We start from the raw sequence: 19,971 nt of genomic DNA, 5'->3' as shown, positions 1-19,971 counted from the left end.
AGGGTCAGGGGTTCAGCATCACGGTGCGCAGCACGGTGCTGATGATGAAGGCCTGCCACTGCGCCAGCGCTTGCGGTGTTTGCAGGTCCTCACCGAGGAAAGCTGACAGGGTGTGGCGGTTGGAGATGTAGAAATAGGCGGTTGCCGCAATCAGCAGGTAGACATTGCGCGCGGAAACATCGGCGCGGAAAATCCCTTGGGCCGCGCCGCTTTCGAGCAGCTGGCGGATGATGGCGATCGCCGGAGAGGAGTAGTCCCGGGCCCGGGACGACTTGGAGATATGCTTGCCGCGGTGCAGGTTTTCGGTGTTCAACAGCGTGATGAATTCGGGGTTCTTGCTGTAATAGCTCACAACAAAATTGATCACGTCCTTGAGCGACTCCACGGGTTGCGCCAGATCCAGGGTCAGCTCCAGTTCGGCATCATTCATGCGGCGGTACATGTCTTCCAGCACCTCGATGAACAGGCCTTCCTTGCTGCCGAAATAGTAGTAGATCATCCGGTCGAAGGACTTGGCCGACTGGGAGATTTTTTCCACGCTGCCGCCGTCGTAGCCATAACGCGCGAACACCTTGGTGGCGGCCCGCAGTATGTTGTCGCGTGTGGTTTGTGCTGCCTGCTCACGCACACCTGGTCGCTTGCCCACCGCAACGCGTGTGGTTGCTGCACGGGACTTCGTGGCTTTGGCAACCATGGTGTCAGCTAAAAACGCCGAAGGCACAAGTAGCGACGAGCGTTGGGGCCATAGTCACTGATCTGCGAAAGCTCGTTCAATGACGAAGTCGCCGGGTTTGGAAGTGTTGCCCTCATGGAAACCTTTTTTCTCCAGCATGTGTTTCAGGTCCTTCAGCATGGCCGGACTGCCGCAAATCATCACACGGTCGCTGCCCGAGTCCAGCGCCGGCAGTTTCAGGTCTTCAAACATCTTGCCGCTTTCCATCAAGTCGGTGACCCTGCCCATGTTGCGGTAGCTTTCGCGCGTGACCGTGGGGTAATAAAGCAGCTGTTTTGAAATCAGCTCACCCAAAAACTCATGCTGGGGCAGGTGCTCCACCACCAAGTCGTGGTAGGCCAGCTCGTCAGCTTGGCGCACACCGTGGACCAGCACCACCTGCTCGAAACGCTCGTAGGTTTCCGGGTCGCGGATGATGCTCATGAAGGGCGCCAGGCCAGTCCCGGTAGACAGCAGGTACAGCCGTTTGCCGGGCAGCAGGTAGTCGATCACTAGTGTGCCGGTGGGTTTGCGCCCGACGATGATCTTGTCGCCGACCTGAATGTGCTGCAGGCGGGAGGTCAGCGGGCCGTCGGGCACCTTGATGCTGAGGAACTCCAGGTGTTCCTCGTGATTGGGACTGACGATGCTGTAGGCGCGCAGCAGGGGCTTGTCATTGACGCGCAGACCGATCATGGTGAAGTGGCCGTTGCTAAAGCGCAGCGAAGTGTCGCGGGTGGTGGTGAACGTGAACAGCTTGTCGGTCCAGTGGTGGACGGACAAGACGGTTTCTTCGTTGAAGGCGCTCATGGTGATGAAGGTTGGAAAGTTGCAATCAGTTGTGATGAGCCGGCAGCGCGGGATCCAGGACCCTCCGCTTGCCGGGTTTACCCCGCCATTGTGCCGCCTCTGCGACAAGGGTAGCGGCCCGCAGCGGTCGGATGCCGGGTTTCAGGAGAGTGCCGGAGTCGACACCATCCGGGTATTTGGGGTGGATGCAGGAGGCGGTCATGACAGGGGTCACGTGGGTCCTTTTAGCGGTGCGGCCGGCAGCGACAACGGCCGGGCAGATGCAAATGTGCCATATTGATGTAGCAAATGCAACATGAAAATTAAGTGATTGCAACATCATTGAAATAAATATTCAGGCAAGCGTGCAAATACTATTGCTTTGCAAATTTCCCTGCGCTACATTGACTTCAAATGTAGCAAATACAACATTTAAATTAAGCGCGCACTACATTGGTGTTGATGCACCACGATGGCGAGTCTGACGCGACAAGAGGCGAACACGATGACGGAACATACCAAGACGGATGGCCTGCCGGGCATGGATGCGCCGGCCTTTGCACAGGTGCTGGAAAAGGCCAGGCCGCGCAACGAGCGCATGAACGGTGAAAAAGTCGAGTGCAACGCCTGCCCGGTGTTGTGCCAGATTTCCGATGGCCGCACCGGTGCCTGTGATCGCTACGCCAACAGCGGCGGCGCCCTGGTCCGTACCGATCCGGTGTTGTTGCTGCGCCGCAGTCTGTTGAAAACCGAAGCCAAGGTGGTGGCCTTCGCCGGCCGGCCGGCGCTTGCTAATGGCCCCGAAATTCAGCCCGCCCCGTCATCATGGAGCGGCGATCTGTTGCTGGCGGACGAGGTGTTTGTGACAGGGGTCGGCTCCTCCACCACCTACCCCGACTACAAGCCCGCGCCCTTTATCGTGTGCTCGAAGGTGGACGGCGTCGACATGGTCACGGTGGTGACCGAAGGCATCTTCAGCTACTGCAGCCTCAAGGTGAAGATAGACACCGACCGGTTCCTGGGTGCCGAACAGGCCAATGTGCGCTGCAAGGGCGAGGTGGTCGGCCATGTGACGACGGCGGAATACGGCTCGCAGATGCTGTCACTGGGGGGTGTGCACCACCTGACCGGCGGCAGCAAGAAGGAAGGCCGCGTCACCATGGACATGATGCAATCGCTGGGCAACAAGAAGGCGGTGGAGTTCACCATTGACGGGGGCTCGCAGATCGTCATCCAGGCTGGCCGCGCGCCCATCGTCAACGGGGTCGAGGAGCAACGCATGCGTGTGGGTTGCGGCTCCGCCACCATAGGCATTTTTGCGAAACAGCTGTTCGGCAAAGCCGACGAAGTGGTGGTGGTGGACGATCACATCACGGGCGTGCTGACCGAGCATCAGGCGGGCCGCTGCCTGGACATGCGCGCCTCGGGCATCCGGATGCGTGGCCGCAAATCGACACCAGGCCGCTACTTTCAGGTGGCCAATCCGGGAACCGGCTGGGGCGGCACCGACATTGCCGATCCCTTGTCGATCATCGAGGGCTGGGACACCGATGGCGCCTGGCCCGGCCTGCGCCTGCTGATGACGTCCACCACCGGCGAGCATGCGAACTGGTATGTGCTCAATGAAGAGCTGGTGCCCGTCGAGCAGGACATGCCTGACGAGGTTCGACTGGTCGTCGAGCGTATCGGTGAAAACTGCGAGCCTTCGCTGTCCACCGTGCTGTTCCTCGGTGGCGCGGGCGGCAGCCTGCGCGCGGGCGTGACAGAAAATCCGGTGCTGCTGACGCGGGCCATCAAGAGTGCGCTGGTCAATGTCACCTGCGGCGGCGCGCCGGCCTATGTCTGGCCGGGCGGAGGCATCACCATCATGGTCGATGTCATGCGCATGCCGGACAACAGTTTTGGCACCGTACCCACGCCGGCCGTGGTCGCGCCAATCGAATTCAGCATGAAGCTGGAGGACTACCGCGCGCTGGGTGGTCACATGGATCATGTGCGCACGCTGGAAGAGGCCTTGTCCCGCGGTGCCTGGCACAACGAAGGCGCGCCATCGTCACTGCAGTGGTCAGCACGGCCTGCCGCCAACCCCTGGCCGCTGGCGCGTCAACCCCTCCTCGGTTAGTGATCCGCATGGACGCCCAACGCACACGTTTGCCTGATGGCCGCTGGCATCTGCAGCACGGTCCTATGGATGTGGTGCTTGGTGCCAGTGGAGCCCCTGCGTCCGTAGAAGAAGCCCATGAAGATGCGTGGCTGCGTTTTCGCGGCATTCTGGGCGAGCTCGTGGAAGAACTTCCGCTCCTTCGGCTTCCGGTGCAGGGCGGCTGTCCACTACGCGGCCCGGTTGCGCGACGCATGTGGCGAGCCTGCCAGCCGTACAAGAACAGTTTCATCACTCCGATGGCTGCGGTGGCCGGCGCCGTGGCGCAGGAACTGATAGCCTGCTATTGCACCGCCGGCGTGGCGCGGGCCTGGGTCAACAACGGCGGAGACATTGCGCTGCACTTGGCACCTTCGCAATCGGTGCGGGTCGGCCTGTATGCCGATCTGGCGCGACTGGATGTCGACGAGTTGCGCGGCGGCATCTGTACGGATGGACAGTTTGAAATTTCCAACCAGCTGCCGGTGCGCGGTGTGGCCACCAGCGGCTGGCGTGGTAGGAGCTTCTCACTGGGCATTGCCGACAGCGTGACGGTGCTGGCCGGCACGGCGTCTGAAGCCGACGCGGCCGCCACTGTCATTGCCAATGCCGTCAACCTGGCTGATCCCCGAATCCAGCGCCGTCCAGCGTGTCAGTTGAAGGACGACTCCGACCTGGGTGACTTGCTGGTCACGGTAGAGGTTCCACCACTGGAGCCGGTGCTGGTGCAGCAGGCCTTGCGCGCGGGTCTCAAGCGTGCGCAGACGCTGCGCGCAGCCGGTCTGATCTGGTCGGCTGTGCTGATTTGTCAGAATCAGATTGCCAGCACCGATACTGCGGCCATGGGAACACCAGAAAATCACTGCAGCAGCCAGCAACTTGGTTCGGTATTTGCTTAATGAAACAGATGGGCACACAGCGATGATTGAAATACGACGCATCTTCACGCACGTGGAGCAGATCCGGCACGAATTCGGGCCGGTGGCTGCCCTGCCCCTGCTGCGCGGTGCGGTCGGTGTGGTGCTGACCAATCCCTTTGCCGGTCGTTATGAGCCCGAGATCCTGCCGATGATGGCGGCGCTGGATCCGGTTGGGCTGGCGATGGCGCGCAAGCTGCTCGCGGCCATGGATGTGCCCACCGAACGCATCGAGGGCTACGGCAAAGGGGCCATCATTGGTGCCGCCGGTGAACTCGAACACGGCGCGCTGTGGCATGTACCGGGAGGCTACGCCATGCGTGAGCTGCTGGGCTGGAAGGGCGATGCCGCTGCCTATGCCAAGGGGCAGGGCGAGGGGAAATCCGGCCGCCCTGGCAATGCCCTGTCCATCGTGCCTTCGACCAAAAAGGTGGGCGGCCCCGGGGCGGCGCTGGACGTGCCCATGACCCACATCAATGCCGCCTACGTGCGCAGCCATTTTGACGCCATCGAAGTCCGCGTTCCAGGTGCACCGCTGGCTGATGAAATCGTTTTTATCCTGGCGATGAGCACCGGCCCGCGCGTCCACGCCCGGGTTGGCGGCCTCGCTGCGGGCGCAATCAGCAAGTGGGACGGCCTGCGCTGAAGCGGCGGCGCCGCAAGATGTACAAGGAAAACACATGACAGCAAACATTCGCAAGATCATCGTCCAGGTCGACGAAACCCACATGGAAATGGGCCAGCGGGTCAATCCGCCGACACGCCGGGCGCTGGCCATGGCTGTCATCGCCAACCCGTTTGCCGGCGTTTACCAGGAGAACCTGGACGAGTTGATCGCCATCGGCGAAGAACTGGGTGCGTTGCTGGGCCAGAAATGCGTGCAGGCCCTGGGCATCGCCCCCGGCCAAGCACAGAGTTACGGCAAGGCCGCCATTGTTGGCGAGGCCGGCGAGATCGAGCATGCTGCGGCCATTCTGCACCCCAAGCTGGGCGCGCCGCTGCGTCTGGCTGTCGAAAAAGGCGCGGCCCTGGTGCCCTCAAGTAAAAAGCGCGGTGGACTGGGCACTGCGATTGATGTGCCGCTTGGGCACAAGGACGCGGCTTTTGTGCGCAGCCATTTCGATGCGATGGAAGCCCGTGTGGCGGATGCGCCCCGGGCCAATGAGATTGTGGTCGCTGTTGTTGTGACAGACAGCGGCCGACCTTTGCCGCGCGTGGGCGGCTTGCAGCTCCACGAAATCCAGGGTGAAGACGGGCTCCGCTAGACGGGCCGCTTCACCACCCTTTCCGGTCCACGACAAGCAGGAGTTCTTATGAAGATGCAATACAAAATACTGGGCAGCATGACTGTTCTGGGTCTGGTCGCCTCGATGGGGGTGGCCCATGCGCAGGGGGTCATCAAGATTGGCGAGATCAACAGCTACAAAGCGCAACCCGCCTTCCTCGAACCCTACAAAAAAGGCATGGAGCTGGCGGTTGAGGAAATCAATGCGGCCGGCGGCGTCAACGGCAAAAAAATCGAACTGATCGTTCGCGACGACAATGCCAACCCTGGCGATGCGGTGCGGGCCGCTGAAGAGCTGGTCTCACGTGAAAAGGTGGATGTCCTGACGGGCTCCTTCCTCTCGCACATCGGGCTGGCGCTGACGGATTTCGCAAAGCAGAAAAAATTCTTCTTCCTCGCCGCAGAGCCGCTGACCGACAAGATCGTCTGGCAAAACGGCAACCGCTACACCTTCCGCCTGCGCGCTTCGACCTACATGCAGGTGGCCATGCTGGTGCCCGATGCTGCGGCCATGAAGAAAAAGCGCTGGGCTGTGGTGTATCCCAACTACGAGTATGGCCAGTCCGCCGCAGCCAGCTTCAAGAAGCTGCTCAAGGAGGCGCAGCCTGATGTGGAGTTTGTGGCCGAACAGGCGCCCCCGCTGGGGAAGGTGGACTCCGGCAGCGTGGTGCAGGCCCTGGCCGATGCCAAACCAGATGCGATCTTCAACGTGCTTTTCGGCGCCGACCTCTCCAAGTTTGTGCGTGAGGGAAATACGCGCGGGCTGTTTCAGGGGCGGGAAGTCGTCAGCCTGCTGACCGGTGAGCCCGAGTACCTGGATCCGCTGAAAGACGAGACGCCCAACGGCTGGCTTGTGACCGGCTACCCGTGGTACGGTGTCCAGACGCCTGAGCACAAGGCCTTTTTCCTCGCTTACCACGGCAAGTACAAGGACTATCCACGCCTCGGTTCGGTCGTGGGGTACAGCGCCATCATCTCGCTGGCCGAGGGCATGAAGAAGGCCAAGTCCACTGACACGGAAAAAATGATTGCCGCCTTCCGCGGCCTGAAAGTCACCACGCCTTTTGGCCCCGTCGTCTACCGGACCGAAGACCACCAGTCCACCATGGGCGCTTATGTCGGGCGCACAAAAAACGATGGCGGCAAAGGCGTGATGGTCGACTACCGCTACATGGATGGCGCGAAGTTCCAGCCGACGGCCGCAGAAGTCAAGAAGCTGCGTCCCGCCGATTAAGCAGGCTGGCGTACGGCCGAGCCCAGTTCGGTCCCGTGCCATGCGCGCGGGTGCCGGCCGGGCTTTGCAAGCGGTGGGTGTTGGCAACAGGCCGTTGGCCTGCGCAAGCGTCTGCCAGTGGCTTTCCTCCCGCATACAAAGGGTAGCTCATGAGCTTTTCAGGTTTTGTCGTCCAGTTGCTTAATGGCTTGGCCGGAGCATCGTCGCTGTTTCTGGTGGCCGCAGGACTGTCGCTGATTTTCGGTGTCACCCGTATCGTCAACTTTGCACACGGCTCGTTTTTCATGGTCGGCATTTATGTGGCCTATTCCCTGGTGGCCAACCTTGGCGGGATCATCGGATTCTGGCCGGCCCTGTTGCTTGCTGCGCTCGCGGTAGGGGTGCTCGGTGCGCTGGTGGAAGTCCTGCTGCTGCGCAGGATTTACCGCGCCCCCGAGCTGTTCCAGTTGCTGGCGACATTTGCACTGGGCCTGGTCATCAAGGACGGCGTGTTGTGGTTCTGGGGGCCTGAAGAGTTGCTGGGCCCGCGGGCACCCGGGCTGACAGGCTCGGTCGCCATCCTGGGTCGGCAATTCCCCGCATACGACCTGTTCCTGATCGTTGCCGGTCCGGTGGTGCTTGGCCTGCTCTGGCTGCTGCTGACCAAAACCCGATGGGGCACGCTGGTGCGCGCTGCCACACAAGACCGGGAGATGGTCAGCGCGCTCGGAGTCAACCAGGCCTGGCTGTTCACAGCGGTATTTGCCCTGGGTGCGCTGCTGGCTGGGCTGGGCGGGGCCTTGCAGCTGCCGCGTGAGCCGGCCAACCTGGACATGGATCTCCACATCATCGGAGCCGCCTTTGTCGTGGTGGTGGTCGGTGGCATGGGGTCGATTCCCGGCGCTTATGTGGCTGCCCTGCTCATCGCCGAGCTGAAGGCGATCTGCATCTGGCTGGGCTTGATTGAAATCTGGGGCGTCAGCATTTCATTTTCCAAACTGACGCTGGTGGTGGAGTTCCTCGTGATGGCCGTGGTTCTGGTGGCCAGGCCCTGGGGATTGTTCGGCCGGCCACAGGCGCCCAGCCGCCATGCCGGAACGGCCGAGGAGCCGCTGCGGCCGCCTGATCGCCTCTACACCTGGGGCGGCGCGGCCCTGCTGGCCCTGCTTGCCCTGATGCCTGTGCTGACCGCGCAGTCGCCTTATGTCACGGTTCTGCTGATTGATTTGCTGGTGGCCGTGCTGTTTGCGGCCAGCCTGCATTTCATCATGGGCCCGGCCGGCATGCATTCCTTCGGTCACGCGGCCTATTTCGGCTTGGGGGCCTACGGGGCCGCCCTGCTGGTGCGCAGCCTGGACCTGCCGATGGGGATGGCGCTGGTCGTCGCACCTGCACTGGCCGCCATCGGTGCGCTCATTTACGGCTGGTTCTGTGTGCGCCTCTCGGGTGTGTACCTGGCCATGCTGACCCTGGCGTTTGCGCAGATCACCTGGGCCATCTGCTACCAGTGGGATGCGTTTACCGGTGGCAGCAACGGGCTCACCGGTGTCTGGCCGTCGGAGTGGCTGGCTGACAAGAAGATGTATTACTACCTGACGCTCGCGCTGGTCGCAGGCACAGTGTTGTTGATGCATCGCATGCTTTATTCCCCTTTCGGCTACGGCATGCGTGCTGCGCGCGATTCGGTGCTTCGCTCCGACGCCATCGGTATCGACGTCAAACGCATCCAATGGGTGGCTTTTGTCATCGCCGGCACCTTCGCGGGACTGGCGGGCGCGCTGTATGCATTCTCCAAAGGAAGCATTTCCCCGGAAAGTCTGCATGTCGGCAAATCCATCGACGGACTGGTCATGGTTCTCCTGGGCGGTGTCCAGACGCTGGTGGGCCCGATTGTCGGCGCCGTTACTTTCACCTGGCTGCATGACACAGTGGCGCGCAACACCGACTATTGGCGCGCCATGCTCGGGGCCATCATCCTGATTCTGGTGCTGCTGTTTCCGCAAGGCATCGCAGGTTTTGCCAAACAGCTGCTGCTGCGCCTGCGCGGCGCGAAAGAGGGGCAATCATGAGTTTGCTCAAGGTAGCCGGTCTCGGCAAATCATTTGGCGGCGTCAGGGCCGTCGACGGCATCAGCTTCGAGCTGGCCGCCGGCGAGCTGCTGGCGCTGATTGGTCCCAACGGTGCGGGCAAGTCAACCACCTTCAACATGGTCAATGGCCAACTGCGGGCCGATGCCGGCTCCATCGAACTGGACGGCCAGGAATTGACGGGACTGGCTCCGCGGGACATCTGGCGGCTGGGTGTCAGCCGCACCTTCCAGATCGCAGAGACGTTTTCGTCGCTGACGGTCGTGGAAAATGTCCAGATGGCCCTGCTGTCGTCGGACCGCAAACTGTTCTCCATGTGGCGCCGGGCGGCCGATCACAAGCGCGAAGAAGCGCTGGTGCTGCTCGACCAAGTCCACATGAAGGGCCAGGCGGACCGGCCCTGCAGCGTGCTGGCCTACGGCGACATCAAGCGGGTGGAACTCGCCATGGCCATGGCCAACAACCCCAAGTTGCTGCTGATGGACGAGCCCACTGCGGGCATGGCGCCCAGGGAGCGCAATGACCTGATGGCCTTGACCAAACAGCTGGTCATAAACCGTGGCATGGCCGTGCTGTTCACGGAGCACAGCATGGATGTGGTGTTTGCCTACGCCGACCGCATGATCGTGCTGGCGCGGGGCCGGTTGATTGCAGAAGGAAAACCGATGGAGATCCGCGATCATCCCAAGGTGCAGGAAGTTTATTTCGGCAGCGGCAAGACTTTCGAGAAAAAGACGCTGGAAAAGGACGCCGCATCATGAGCACTGCCAAAGAAGGAATTTTGCTGGAGGCCAAAGGCTTGTGTGCCTGGTACGGGGCGGCACAGATTCTCTACGACGTGGGCATTGAAGTGCGGCGCGGCGAGGTGGTGGCGCTGATGGGCCGCAATGGCGCCGGAAAGTCCACAACGCTCAAAACGCTGATCGGCATGCTGGACAAGCGGCGCGGCAGTGTTTCGTTTCTTGGTACCGATATTTCAAAAAGCGAACCGCACCATGCGGCGCGCATGGGGCTTGGGTTTGTGCCGGAAGACAGGCGCATATTCACCGACCTGACGGTGATGGAGAACCTGGAAGTGGGGCGACAGCCGCCGCGCCGCTGGCCGGATGGCAGCCAGGCTCCGTTCTGGACGCCCGAGCGCCTGTTCAAGCTTTTCCCCAACCTCGGCGAGATGCCCGACCGCCAGGGTGGCCGCATGAGTGGCGGCGAGCAGCAGATGCTGACGGTAGCGCGCTCGCTGATGGGCAACCCCTATCTCGTGCTGCTGGATGAGCCGTCTGAAGGTGTGGCACCGGTGATCGTCGAGCAGATGGCGCAGATGATCGTCGAGCTCAAGTCGCAGGGCGTCAGCATTCTGCTGTCCGAGCAGAACATGCATTTTGCGGAGCTGGTGTCGGACCGGGCTTATGTGCTGGAAAAGGGCCAGATCCGCTATGAGGGAGCCATGGCCGAACTGGCGGCCAATGAAGAAGTCAGACGGGCCTACCTCAGTGTGTAGCGCGCTGGGTTCCGGCGTCCCATCCTTTCAGGAGATAGCCTCATGCGCCACCGCCCTGCGAAGAATCCTGCCGGAAGTCTTGCTCACAGACTCCCGGCTTCGCCGCAGCCTTGACTTTGGCTTGAATCCCGGCGACAGGCGCGCGTAATCATGAGCTTGCAGGTGGTCAGCTTCAGCATCAACGGGGCGCAGCGGGCCGTGCCCGTATCAGCGCAGGCCAGCCTGCTCACCGTGCTGCGCAACGACCTGTGCCTGAACAGCCCCAAGTACGGCTGCGGCCTCGGTGAATGCGGCGCCTGCACGGTGCTGGTTGATGGTGTGGCAGCGAGGGCCTGCGTGATTCCGGCCGTGCACGCGGGCGGCCGGGCCATCACCACCCTCGAAGGCCTGGGTTCGCCGGGCACACTGCATCCGGTGCAGCAGGGTTTTATTGACGAGCAGGCGGCCCAGTGTGGCTACTGCCTGAGCGGCATGATCATGATGACCGCTGCGTTGCTGGCCCGCAAGCCCGACCCGACCGATGAAGAGATACGCCGCGAGCTGTCCGGCAATCTGTGCCGCTGCGGCACCCACCTGGAAATCCTCAAGGCGGTGCGGCGTGCCGCCGAATTGATGCGGAACGCGGGCGAGGCGTGCTCATGACACGGCGCGCCGACAGGCCACTGACGCGCGCCGGCTTTCATGCGGCAACCGGCGTGTTGCTGGTCACGCGCGAACCGCCACCACCACCGCCGCCCGCGCCGGGCCAGCCCGCGCTGGTCACGGCGAACCCGCTGGAAGGTGTGGAAATCCTGCTGGCGGTGTGGGACGACGGCAGTGTGACGGCGTTGAACGGCCACGTGGACCTGGGCACCGGCATCCGGACGGCGTTGAGCCAGATCGTGGCGGAAGAGCTCGAACTGGACATGGGCAGCATCAAGATGGTGTTGGGCGACACCGCCTGCGCGCCCAACCAGGGCGCGACCATCGCCAGCGCCTCCATCCAGATCCATGCGGCGCCGCTGCGTGCTGCGGCAGCCCAGGCGCGCGCCTGGCTGCTGGGACAGGCTGCCGCCCGGCTGGGCGTCGAGGCAGGTGCCGTGGACATGCGCGATGGCCTGGCCAGCGTGCGCGACGATGCAAGCCGCTCAGTGGGTTACGGCGCGTTGGTTAGCAACCAGCATGTCGAACTGTCACTGGCACTCGACACAGCGCTGAAACCCGCAGTCGACTACCGCATCGTCGGCACCCCCCAGCCGCGCGTGGATATCCCTGCCAAGGTCACCGGCGAGTTGACTTTTGTGCATGACATGCGGGTGCCCGGCATGTTGCATGGCCGCGTCGTGCGCCCGCCATACGCCGGCGCGGACCATGGCGACTTCATCGGCAACACGCTGGAATCGGTGGACGAATCTTCCATTGCGCACATCCCCGGCCTGCGCGCGGTGGTGGTGATCCGCGATTTTGTCGGCGTCGTCGCCGAGCGTGAGGAGTTCGCCGAGCAGGCCTTGCGCGAACTCAAAGTGACGTGGAAGGACTGGCCGGGCCTGCAGAAGCTGGACGATCTGGAGCAGGCCATCCGCGACAACCCCTCAACGCAGCGCAGGCTGGTAGATGAAGGTGATGTAGACGCAGCCATTGCCGGTGCGGCGCAGGCCATGGCGCGCAACTATGTCTGGCCTTACCAGATGCATGGCTCCATCGGACCATCCTGCGCCGTCGCCGATTGGCTTGGAGAGTCCCTCACGGTCTGGGCCGGCACGCAGAACCCGCATGTACTGCGCGCCGACCTGTCGCGCCTCATGGGCCTGGCCGATGTCGCCATCGACGTTGTCCGCATGGAAGCGGCGGGTTGTTATGGCCGCAACTGCGCCGACGATGTGGCGGCCGATGCAGCGCTGCTCTCCCGCGCCGTCGGTGCGCCGGTGCGGGTGCAGCTCACGCGCGAACAGGAGCATGCCTGGGAGCCCAAGGGCGCGGCACAGCTGATGCAGGTGCGCGGCGGGCTGAATACCGACGGCTCGGTCGCAGCCTACGATTTTCAGACGTCTTACCCCTCGAACGGCTCGCCGACCCTGGCGCTGCTGTTGACGCGAACCATCGAACCAGTGGCCCAGGCTTACGAGATGGGTGACCGCAGCGCCCGCCCGCCTTACGACTACGACAACCTGCGCATCAGCGTCAACGACATGGCGCCCATGTTGCGTGCGTCCTGGCTGCGCGGCGTCTCGGCGCTGCCCAACGCCTTTGCGCACGAGTCCTACATCGACGAGCTGGCGACTGCCGCCGGTGTGGATCCGGTCGAGTTCCGCTTGCGTTACCTGAGCGAGCCGCGTGCCGCCGAACTGGTGCGCGCCACCGCCGAGCGCGCGGGCTGGAAGCCGCACACGCAGCCGCAGCAGCAGGCACCTGACAAGGCCGGCGCGCAGGACATTGTGCACGGCCAGGGCGTGGCCTATGCGCGTTATGTGCACAGCAAGTGGCCGGGTTTTGGCGCGGCCTGGGCGGCGTGGGTGGCTGATGTGGAGGTCAACCGCAAGACCGGCGAGGTTCATGTGCGCCGCGTGGTGGTGGGCCATGACGCCGGCACGCTGATCAACCCGGCCGGCGTGCAGCACCAGATCCACGGCAATGTGGTGCAAACCACCAGCCGGGCCCTGACCGAGCAGGTGGCCTTGAACCCCGTCAACAACACCGTGGCCGCGCTCGAATGGGGTGCCTATCCGATCCTGAGTTTTCGCGATGTGCCGATGATCGAGGTGGTGACAATGGCGCGCCCAAGCGAGCCACCGCTCGGCGCCGGCGAGTCGGCATCGGTGCCCGGCACTGCGGCGATCGCCAATGCGATTTTTGATGCGACCGGTGTGCGTTTTCGCCAGCCGCCGTTCACGCCCGAAGTGATACGTACAGCGTTGAACCCGGCGCCCGACAGCGAACCCGCACGCCTGCCATCGACTCCTGAACCTGCCGGCGATCCTTTGCCCGTAACTGCAAGCTGGCCGAAAAACCGCAAGGCCTGGGGGCGCGGCGGAGCCGTCCTGGCCAGCGTGTTCGGCATCGCGGCGGCCTTGCTCGGCTGGCGACCTGCGATTGCTCCCGTGGCCAGCAGCAGCGCGGGCATTTACACCGCTGCCACCATTGAACGCGGCCGCCAGCTCGCTGCAGCGGGTGACTGTGTGGTTTGCCACACGGCGCCCGGCGGCGCGCCCAATGCTGGGGGCCTAGCCATGGACACGCCTTTTGGCCAGGTCGTGACCACCAACATCACACCCGATGCCCAGACCGGCATTGGCCTGTGGTCCTTCAGTGCTTTCCAGCGTGCCATGCGCGAGGGGATTTCGCGCGACGGCCACCATCTCTACCCGGCGTTTCCCTACACAGCATTCGCCAAAACCAGCGACGAGGACCTGACAGCGCTGTATGCGTATTTGATGGCGCAGCCGGCGGTGCGCTCGGAAGTGCCTGCAACAACGCTGGCATTCCCCTTCAGCGTGCGCCCGCTGATGGCCGGATGGAATGCGTTGTTCCATGAAGCCGCGGCCTATCAGCCGGACGTCACCCAAAGCGTCGAGTGGAACCGCGGCGCCTACCTGGTCAACGGTCTCGGCCACTGCGGCGCCTGCCACACGCCGCGCAATGCCTTGGGCGCCGAGCGCGGCGGCAAGGCCTTCCTGAGCGGCGCCATGGTAGAGGGCTGGGAAGCGCCCGCGCTGACCGCGTTGTCCCGCGCGCCGGTGCCGTGGACAAGTGAGCAGCTCTACAACTATTTGCGTACCGGGCATTCACCGCAACACGGTACCGCCGCCGGGCCGATGGCGCCGGTGGTCAAAGAGCTGGCCGCGCTGCCGGACGCAGACGTCCGCGCCATGGCTGTGCACCTCGCTTCGTACAACCAGCCGCTGCCAGAGGCAGAGAGCGCCGCACGCGCCAGCCAGGCGGTGCTGGCCGCGCAGCAAACAAGCTTGACGCTGCCTGGCCCCGGCCAGCGCCTGTTCAACGGCGCCTGTGCATCCTGCCACCACGACGGTGACGGCCCGACCCTGCTGGGCGCCAATGTGCCGCTGGCGCTGAACAGCAAGATGCACAGCGCGCGGCCTGACAACCTGGTGCGGGTGATCCTGGACGGCATCCGTGAGCCGGTGTCGGCCCAGGTCGGCTTCATGCCGGCCTTCCGCCACAGCCTCAGTGATGCGCAGATTGCGGAACTTGCGGCCTACATGCGCGTCCGTTACGCGCCGGGGCGGGGTGCGTGGGAAGATCTGCCAGCCACGGTGGCCCGAGCACGTTCGAATGCTATCAAATAGATAGCTGGTTCCGCCCGTCCGACGGGGGCTTGAGGCAGTTTTTGGGAAATATATACTTGACACACCCGACTAAAGTACGCATAATTGAGCCACACCGAAAGAAATCAAATGGCCGCCGTACTAAATCTCCCCCAATTCCAAGACGCTGACAAGGCGCGTGAATACCTTGAGTCCGTTCGCTGGGCTAACGGGGTGATCTGCCCACACTGCGGCACCATTGGCAACCACTACGCCCTTGAGGGAAAATCGCACCGCCCCGGTCTGTACAAATGCTCTAGCTGCCGTGATCAGTTCACGGTGACTGTGGGTACGGTCTTTGAGCGCAGCAAGATCAAGCTTCACATTTGGTTGCAAGCGGTGCATCTCATTTGCGCAAGCAAGAAGGGCATTTCCTCGAAACAGTTGGAACGCATGCTTGGTGTTACCTACAAAACCGCATGGTTTATGTCTCACCGCATTCGTGAGGCAATGACCAACAATCAAGGCGGCTTGATGGGTTCTGGCGGTGGCACTGTCGAAGTGGATGAAACCTATTGGGGTAACAGCCATCAAAGCAAAGTGGGCAAAGCTTATGCGGGTATCCGTGGCGGTTCCCATAAAGAGAAAATCGTTTCTTTGGTCCAGCGTGGCGGCGGTGTTCGCTCTTTCCATGTGACCGAAGTGACCTCTAAATCGCTCAAGTCCGTTATGGACAAAAACATATCCAAAGATGCCAACCTGATGACCGACCAATCGGTGATTTACAAGAAGCCCGGCAAAGAATATGCAACGCATGAGACGGTGAATCACAGCCGTCAGGAGTATGCCCGTGGTCACGTAACTACCAATACGGTTGAGGGTTACTTCTCTATCCTGAAACGTGGTTTGATTGGTACGTTTCACCATGTCGGCGCACAACATTTGCAGCGCTACGTTAATGAATTTGACTTTAGGTACAACACCCGTCAATCTCTAGGATTCAACGATACTGAGCGTGCGATGCTGGCGCTTAAGGGTATTGGCGGTAAGCGCCTGACATACCGGGATTCACCACGGACCCTAATGCAAAACTGAAATGGACGAAAAGCAGACTCAAGAAACGCTAACCCTGCATATGGATGGACTTCCATCCGATGCTGGAGACGTGCGCTTGGGCGTTTTGTCGGACAAGATGGATTCTTTGCGCAGATCGCTCCAAGCGACTGATAAATATTTGTACGGGCTGGACAAGAATACCGTTGATTTTTTGGTCTCGAACTTGACGCATAGCAGCCCCACGGCCATATCGTTAAGAACGCAACCCATAAAGAATTTCGAAGAGCATCAGCAAGAAATTTTTCTGCACTTTTCCCAAGTGGTCGCATCGATCACTCAAGGCGTTTATCGAGCTACAGCAAATCATTACTTGCTCGAATGCCTGAAAGAATTAATTGGCGGCATGGGGAAAAACTATTCCAATATGTGGCTCAGTTTTCGAGGCGAAGTAGTTGCCAATGTGACTTCTGAGACCGTAGTAAATCTAGAAAAGTTGCTTGCAAAAAACTATACGTCGATAGGCTCTATAAAGGGCGCGATAAAAAAATATAACGGGCAGTCTGAACAAAAGTCTTTTCACATTTATCCAGCCATTGGCGCGCGTGTGAAATGTATTTTTGAAGACTCGCTCTTAGAAAAAGCGTCGGGGGCAGTGGAGCAGAACGTCATCGTTCACGGGATTCTGAAATACCAAGAAGGAGACTTCTCTCCTTATGAAGTATTTGTAGATTCGATTGAAGTACTACCCCCAAATAAACCCTTGGGCGACCTTTCGAGCTTCCAAAGCTCTGAAGATGCCACGGATGGGAAAAGTTCGGTCGAATTTATAAAGAATTTGCGCAATGGATGGCATTGAATTCGAATACTGGGATAGCTGCATATTCCTTGCTTTCTTGCAAAAAGAAACGCACCGTCCTGGCGAAGTGCAATACGTCAATGATCAAGTTCGCAAATTCGGGATGGGCCTTGTCGGAATCACAACTTCATCGATAGCCTTAACAGAGGTTTTCGAGGCTAGATTGAACAATGACCAAGTTGATTTTTTCCGTGACATGTATTCGCGGACCAACTTTCATTTTGTTGATGCCAGTACACCGATATGTCATTTGGCAAGCGAGATAAGAAGTTATTACAAGATCAACAAAGTAAACGTGAACGGGGTTGGGCTTTATCCTTCGGCTCCTGATGCTATTCACGTTGCTTCCGCCATCACAGCCCAAAAGCAGCTCAAGACCCCTATAAGCTTAATTACATTCGATTCAGAAAATAAAGCGAAGGGCAATGATCTGGCCCTCACCAATTTGTCCGGCAATATCGCCAATAAGTACCCACTGATAATTTGCAGGCCGCCCGTCAAAAATCAGCAAATCAATATTGATGATGTCGAAAACACCAAGCCCTGAACAGCCTGCACCGGGCTTTGATGACGTGCTTCGTCGCATGTTGTCCACGCCACCGCAGCCCAAGAAGGCGCCGCAACCAGCCAAGAAAAAAGCCAGCAATTAACGCTGGCTTTTTGTCTTTGTCATCACCCATTTGTCTTGGGTGTGTTACGTACATATTTCCCCAGTTTTTACTTGCAAAGAGGCGCCAGACCCTGATGCCAGACGTCAGGCAGCAGCGGCGGACCCCAGCCACTGCGCCAACACTTCCTCGGTGTGTTCCCCGAGCAGCGGCGGCGGGCGCTGGTAAGCCACCGGTGATCCCGAGAGGCGTATGGGGTTTGCCACCAGCGGCACGCTGCCGGCCAGCGGATGCGGCAGGTGAATCTGCAGGCCGCGCGCGATCACCTGCGGATCCGCAAACACCTCGTCGATGCGGTTGATCGGGCCGCAGGGTACACCTGCGGCCTCCAGCGCTGCGATCCAGTCGGCGGAGGTGCGCATCACCGTCGCCTGACGCAGCAGCGGCACCAGCACGGCGCGGTTCGCCACGCGCTGGGCGTTGCTTGAGAAGCGCTCGTCGCCAGACCATTCCGGGTGGCCAGCCACGGTGCAGAATTTCGCAAACTGGCCGTCGTTGCCGACCGCCAGGATGATGTCGCCGTCGGCTGTCGGAAAAGCCTGGTAGGGAACGATGTTGGGGTGCGCATTGCCCATGCGGCGCGGCACCATGCCACCCGCCAGGTAGTTGGAAGCCTGGTTGGCCAGGCAGGCGATCTGCACGTCCAGCAGGGCCAGGTCGATGTGTTGTCCGAGGTCGGACTTCTCTCGCTCGGCCAGCGCTGCCTGCACCGCGATCGTGGCGTACAGGCCGGTCATGATGTCGGTCAGCGCCACGCCGACTTTTTGCGGCCCGGCACCGGGCTCACCATCGGGCTGGCCGGTCACACTCATCAGCCCGCCCATGCCCTGGATCAAAAAGTCATAACCGGCGCGCGCGGCATAGGGCCCGGTCTGGCCGAAACCGGTGATGGAGCAATAGACCAGCCGCGGGTTGCCTTCCTTCAGGCTGGCGTAATCCAGCCCGTAACGTTTAAGCCCGCCGACCTTGAAGTTTTCCAGCAGTACGTCGGCCTGCTGCGCCAGCGCGTGCACCTGCGCCTGGCCTTGCGGTGTGGCGATGTCGATGGCGACGGAACGTTTGTTGCGGTTGGCGCAGAGAAAGTAAGTGGCCGCTGTGGTGTCGCGCCCGGAAGCATCTTTCAAATAAGGCGGCCCCCAGGCGCGGGTGTCGTCACCGCTGCCCGGCTTTTCGACCTTGACCACGTCGGCGCCCAGGTCGGCCAGCAACTGGCCGGCCCAGGGACCGGCGAGCACGCGCGACAGGTCCAACACCCGCACACCGGTCAGCGGCGGCGGGCGCATCTCAGCAGCACTGTTCATGACTTCAGGAGAAGGCGGCAATGCCGGTGATGGCCCGGCCGAGGATCAGCGCGTGCACATCGTGCGTGCCTTCGTAGGTGTTGACGACTTCCAGGTTGACCAGGTGTCGCGCCACGCCGAACTCGTCGCTGATGCCGTTGCCGCCCAGCATGTCACGCGCCATGCGCGCGATGTCCAGCGCCTTGCCGCAGGAGTTGCGTTTCATGATCGAAGTAATCTCGACCGCTGCCGTGCCTTCGTCCTTCATGCGTCCCAGGCGCAAGCAGCCCTGCAGGCCGAGTGCGATTTCGGTCTGCATGTCGGCGAGTTTTTTCTGGATCAGCTGGTTCGCCGCCAGTGGGCGGCCGAACTGCTTGCGGTCCAGCGTGTACTGGCGCGCCTTGTCGAAGCAGTCTTCGGCCGCACCCAGCGCGCCCCAGGCAATGCCGTAGCGGGCAGAGTTCAGACAGGTGAACGGGCCCTTGAGGCCGCGCACTTCTGGAAATGCGTTTTCCTCCGGGCAAAACACCTCGTCCATGACGATTTCGCCGGTGATGGAAGCGCGCAGGCCGACCTTGCTGTGGATGGCCGGCGTGCTCAGGCCCTTGCTACCCTTGTCGAGCACAAAACCGCGGATAGAGCCCTCGTCGTCCTTGGCCCAGACCACAAACACGTCGGCGATCGGGCTGTTGGTGATCCACATCTTGCTGCCGGTCAGCGCGTAACCGCCCGCCACTTTTTTGGCGCGTGTGATCATGCTGCCGGGATCGGATCCGTGATTCGGCTCTGTCAGGCCGAAGCAGCCTATCCATTCGCCGCTGGCCAACTTGGGCAGGTATTTTTGCTTGGTGGCTTCATTGCCGAATTCGTTGATCGGCACCATGACCAGCGAGGACTGCACGCTCATCATCGAGCGGTAGCCGGAGTCCACGCGTTCCACCTCGCGCGCCACCAGGCCGTAACAGACGTAGTTCAGGCCGGCGCCGCCGTATTCTTCCGGAATCGTCGCGCCCAGCAGGCCGAGTGCGCCCATCTCGCGAAAAATCGCGGTGTCGGTTTTTTCGTGGCGGAAGGCTTCCAGCACACGCGGCGCAAGTTTGTCCTGGCAATAGGCGGCCGCCGAGTCACGCACCATGCGTTCGTCGTCGCTCAGCTGCTGGTCCAGCAACAGCGGGTCGGCCCAGTGGAAGCTGGCTTTTTTGGTGGAAGTGCTCATGAAGGTCTCCAGG

At 61.5% G+C, this 19,971-nt stretch carries 17 protein-coding genes; 13 read left to right on the top strand and 4 right to left on the bottom strand.

Annotated features, from left to right (window positions below; all coding sequences use genetic code 11):
• Window positions 1-4: 4 nt before the first annotated feature.
• Together H0W47_RS03005 and H0W47_RS03000 are read right to left on the bottom strand one after the other, a co-directional pair.
• Window positions 5-694, bottom strand: a complete 690-nt coding sequence (locus H0W47_RS03005; protein WP_296920512.1) for a TetR/AcrR family transcriptional regulator — start codon at window positions 692-694, stop codon at window positions 5-7.
• Between the two features lie 54 nt (window positions 695-748).
• The gene (locus H0W47_RS03000) at window positions 749-1,522 is read right to left on the bottom strand and encodes a ferredoxin--NADP reductase (RefSeq protein ID WP_296920509.1); all 774 of its coding nucleotides are present in this window, start codon (window positions 1,520-1,522) and stop codon (window positions 749-751) included.
• Between the two features lie 484 nt (window positions 1,523-2,006).
• On the opposite strand from H0W47_RS03000, the gene H0W47_RS02995 reads away from it, so the two are divergent.
• The 13 genes from H0W47_RS02995 (at window position 2,007) to H0W47_RS02935 (ending at window position 17,341) form a co-directional block, all read left to right on the top strand.
• Window positions 2,007-3,623, top strand: a complete 1,617-nt coding sequence (locus H0W47_RS02995) for a 6-hydroxynicotinate reductase (RefSeq protein ID WP_296920506.1) — start codon at window positions 2,007-2,009, stop codon at window positions 3,621-3,623.
• Window positions 3,624-3,631: 8 nt separating this feature from the next.
• The gene (locus tag H0W47_RS02990; RefSeq protein ID WP_296920503.1) at window positions 3,632-4,540 is read left to right on the top strand and encodes a UPF0280 family protein; all 909 of its coding nucleotides are present in this window, start codon (window positions 3,632-3,634) and stop codon (window positions 4,538-4,540) included.
• 22 nt (window positions 4,541-4,562) lie between these two features.
• A complete protein-coding gene (locus tag H0W47_RS02985; protein ID WP_296920500.1) occupies window positions 4,563-5,204 on the top strand; it encodes an amino acid synthesis family protein in 642 nt (213 codons plus the stop codon).
• Between the two features lie 34 nt (window positions 5,205-5,238).
• Window positions 5,239-5,823, top strand: a complete 585-nt coding sequence (locus tag H0W47_RS02980) for an amino acid synthesis family protein (protein WP_296920497.1) — start codon at window positions 5,239-5,241, stop codon at window positions 5,821-5,823.
• 78 nt (window positions 5,824-5,901) lie between these two features.
• Window positions 5,902-7,077 (top strand): ABC transporter substrate-binding protein, encoded by a 1,176-nt coding sequence (locus H0W47_RS02975; protein ID WP_296920613.1) that lies wholly within the window; start codon window positions 5,902-5,904, stop codon window positions 7,075-7,077.
• A gap of 149 nt (window positions 7,078-7,226) precedes the next feature.
• Window positions 7,227-9,125, top strand: a complete 1,899-nt coding sequence (locus H0W47_RS02970) for an ABC transporter permease (protein WP_296920494.1) — start codon at window positions 7,227-7,229, stop codon at window positions 9,123-9,125.
• Window positions 9,122-9,904, top strand: a complete 783-nt coding sequence (locus H0W47_RS02965) for an ABC transporter ATP-binding protein (protein WP_296920491.1) — start codon at window positions 9,122-9,124, stop codon at window positions 9,902-9,904. The genes H0W47_RS02970 and H0W47_RS02965 overlap by 4 nt, the downstream gene beginning before the upstream one ends.
• Window positions 9,901-10,641, top strand: a complete 741-nt coding sequence (locus tag H0W47_RS02960; RefSeq protein WP_296920487.1) for an ABC transporter ATP-binding protein — start codon at window positions 9,901-9,903, stop codon at window positions 10,639-10,641. The genes H0W47_RS02965 and H0W47_RS02960 overlap by 4 nt, the downstream gene beginning before the upstream one ends.
• A 150-nt stretch (window positions 10,642-10,791) precedes the next feature.
• Entirely contained in the window at window positions 10,792-11,283 is a 492-nt protein-coding gene (locus tag H0W47_RS02955) for a (2Fe-2S)-binding protein (protein ID WP_296920484.1), read from the top strand.
• On the top strand, window positions 11,280-14,924 hold the full coding sequence (locus H0W47_RS02950) for a molybdopterin cofactor-binding domain-containing protein (RefSeq protein ID WP_296920480.1): 3,645 nt from the start codon (window positions 11,280-11,282) through the stop codon (window positions 14,922-14,924). Before H0W47_RS02955 ends, H0W47_RS02950 begins: the two co-directional genes overlap by 4 nt.
• Window positions 14,925-15,032: 108 nt before the next feature.
• Window positions 15,033-15,977, top strand: coding sequence for an IS1595 family transposase (locus H0W47_RS02945; RefSeq protein ID WP_296920476.1), 945 nt, complete (start codon window positions 15,033-15,035; stop codon window positions 15,975-15,977).
• A 1-nt stretch (window position 15,978) separates the two neighbouring features.
• On the top strand, window positions 15,979-16,794 hold the full coding sequence (locus tag H0W47_RS02940) for a hypothetical protein (protein ID WP_296920473.1): 816 nt from the start codon (window positions 15,979-15,981) through the stop codon (window positions 16,792-16,794).
• The gene (locus H0W47_RS02935; protein WP_296920471.1) at window positions 16,781-17,341 is read left to right on the top strand and encodes a PIN domain-containing protein; all 561 of its coding nucleotides are present in this window, start codon (window positions 16,781-16,783) and stop codon (window positions 17,339-17,341) included. The genes H0W47_RS02940 and H0W47_RS02935 overlap by 14 nt, the downstream gene beginning before the upstream one ends.
• A 207-nt stretch (window positions 17,342-17,548) precedes the next feature.
• Here H0W47_RS02935 and H0W47_RS02930 read toward each other — a convergent pair whose 3' ends face one another.
• Both H0W47_RS02930 and H0W47_RS02925 read right to left on the bottom strand, forming a co-directional pair.
• Window positions 17,549-18,763, bottom strand: a complete 1,215-nt coding sequence (locus H0W47_RS02930) for a CaiB/BaiF CoA-transferase family protein (protein WP_296920468.1) — start codon at window positions 18,761-18,763, stop codon at window positions 17,549-17,551.
• A 4-nt stretch (window positions 18,764-18,767) separates the two neighbouring features.
• Window positions 18,768-19,958 carry an acyl-CoA dehydrogenase gene (locus tag H0W47_RS02925; RefSeq protein ID WP_296920465.1) on the bottom strand — a complete coding sequence of 397 codons (1,191 nt, stop codon included), beginning with the start codon at window positions 19,956-19,958 and terminating at the stop codon, window positions 18,768-18,770.
• Window positions 19,959-19,971 lie beyond the last annotated feature (13 nt).

Origin of the sequence: Polaromonas sp. (genome assembly GCF_013817205.1) — a bacterium.
Classification (GTDB): domain Bacteria; phylum Pseudomonadota; class Gammaproteobacteria; order Burkholderiales; family Burkholderiaceae_C; genus Polaromonas.
Note: the sequence above shows the minus strand (reverse complement) of the source record. Positions and strands in the feature narration are given on the sequence as shown.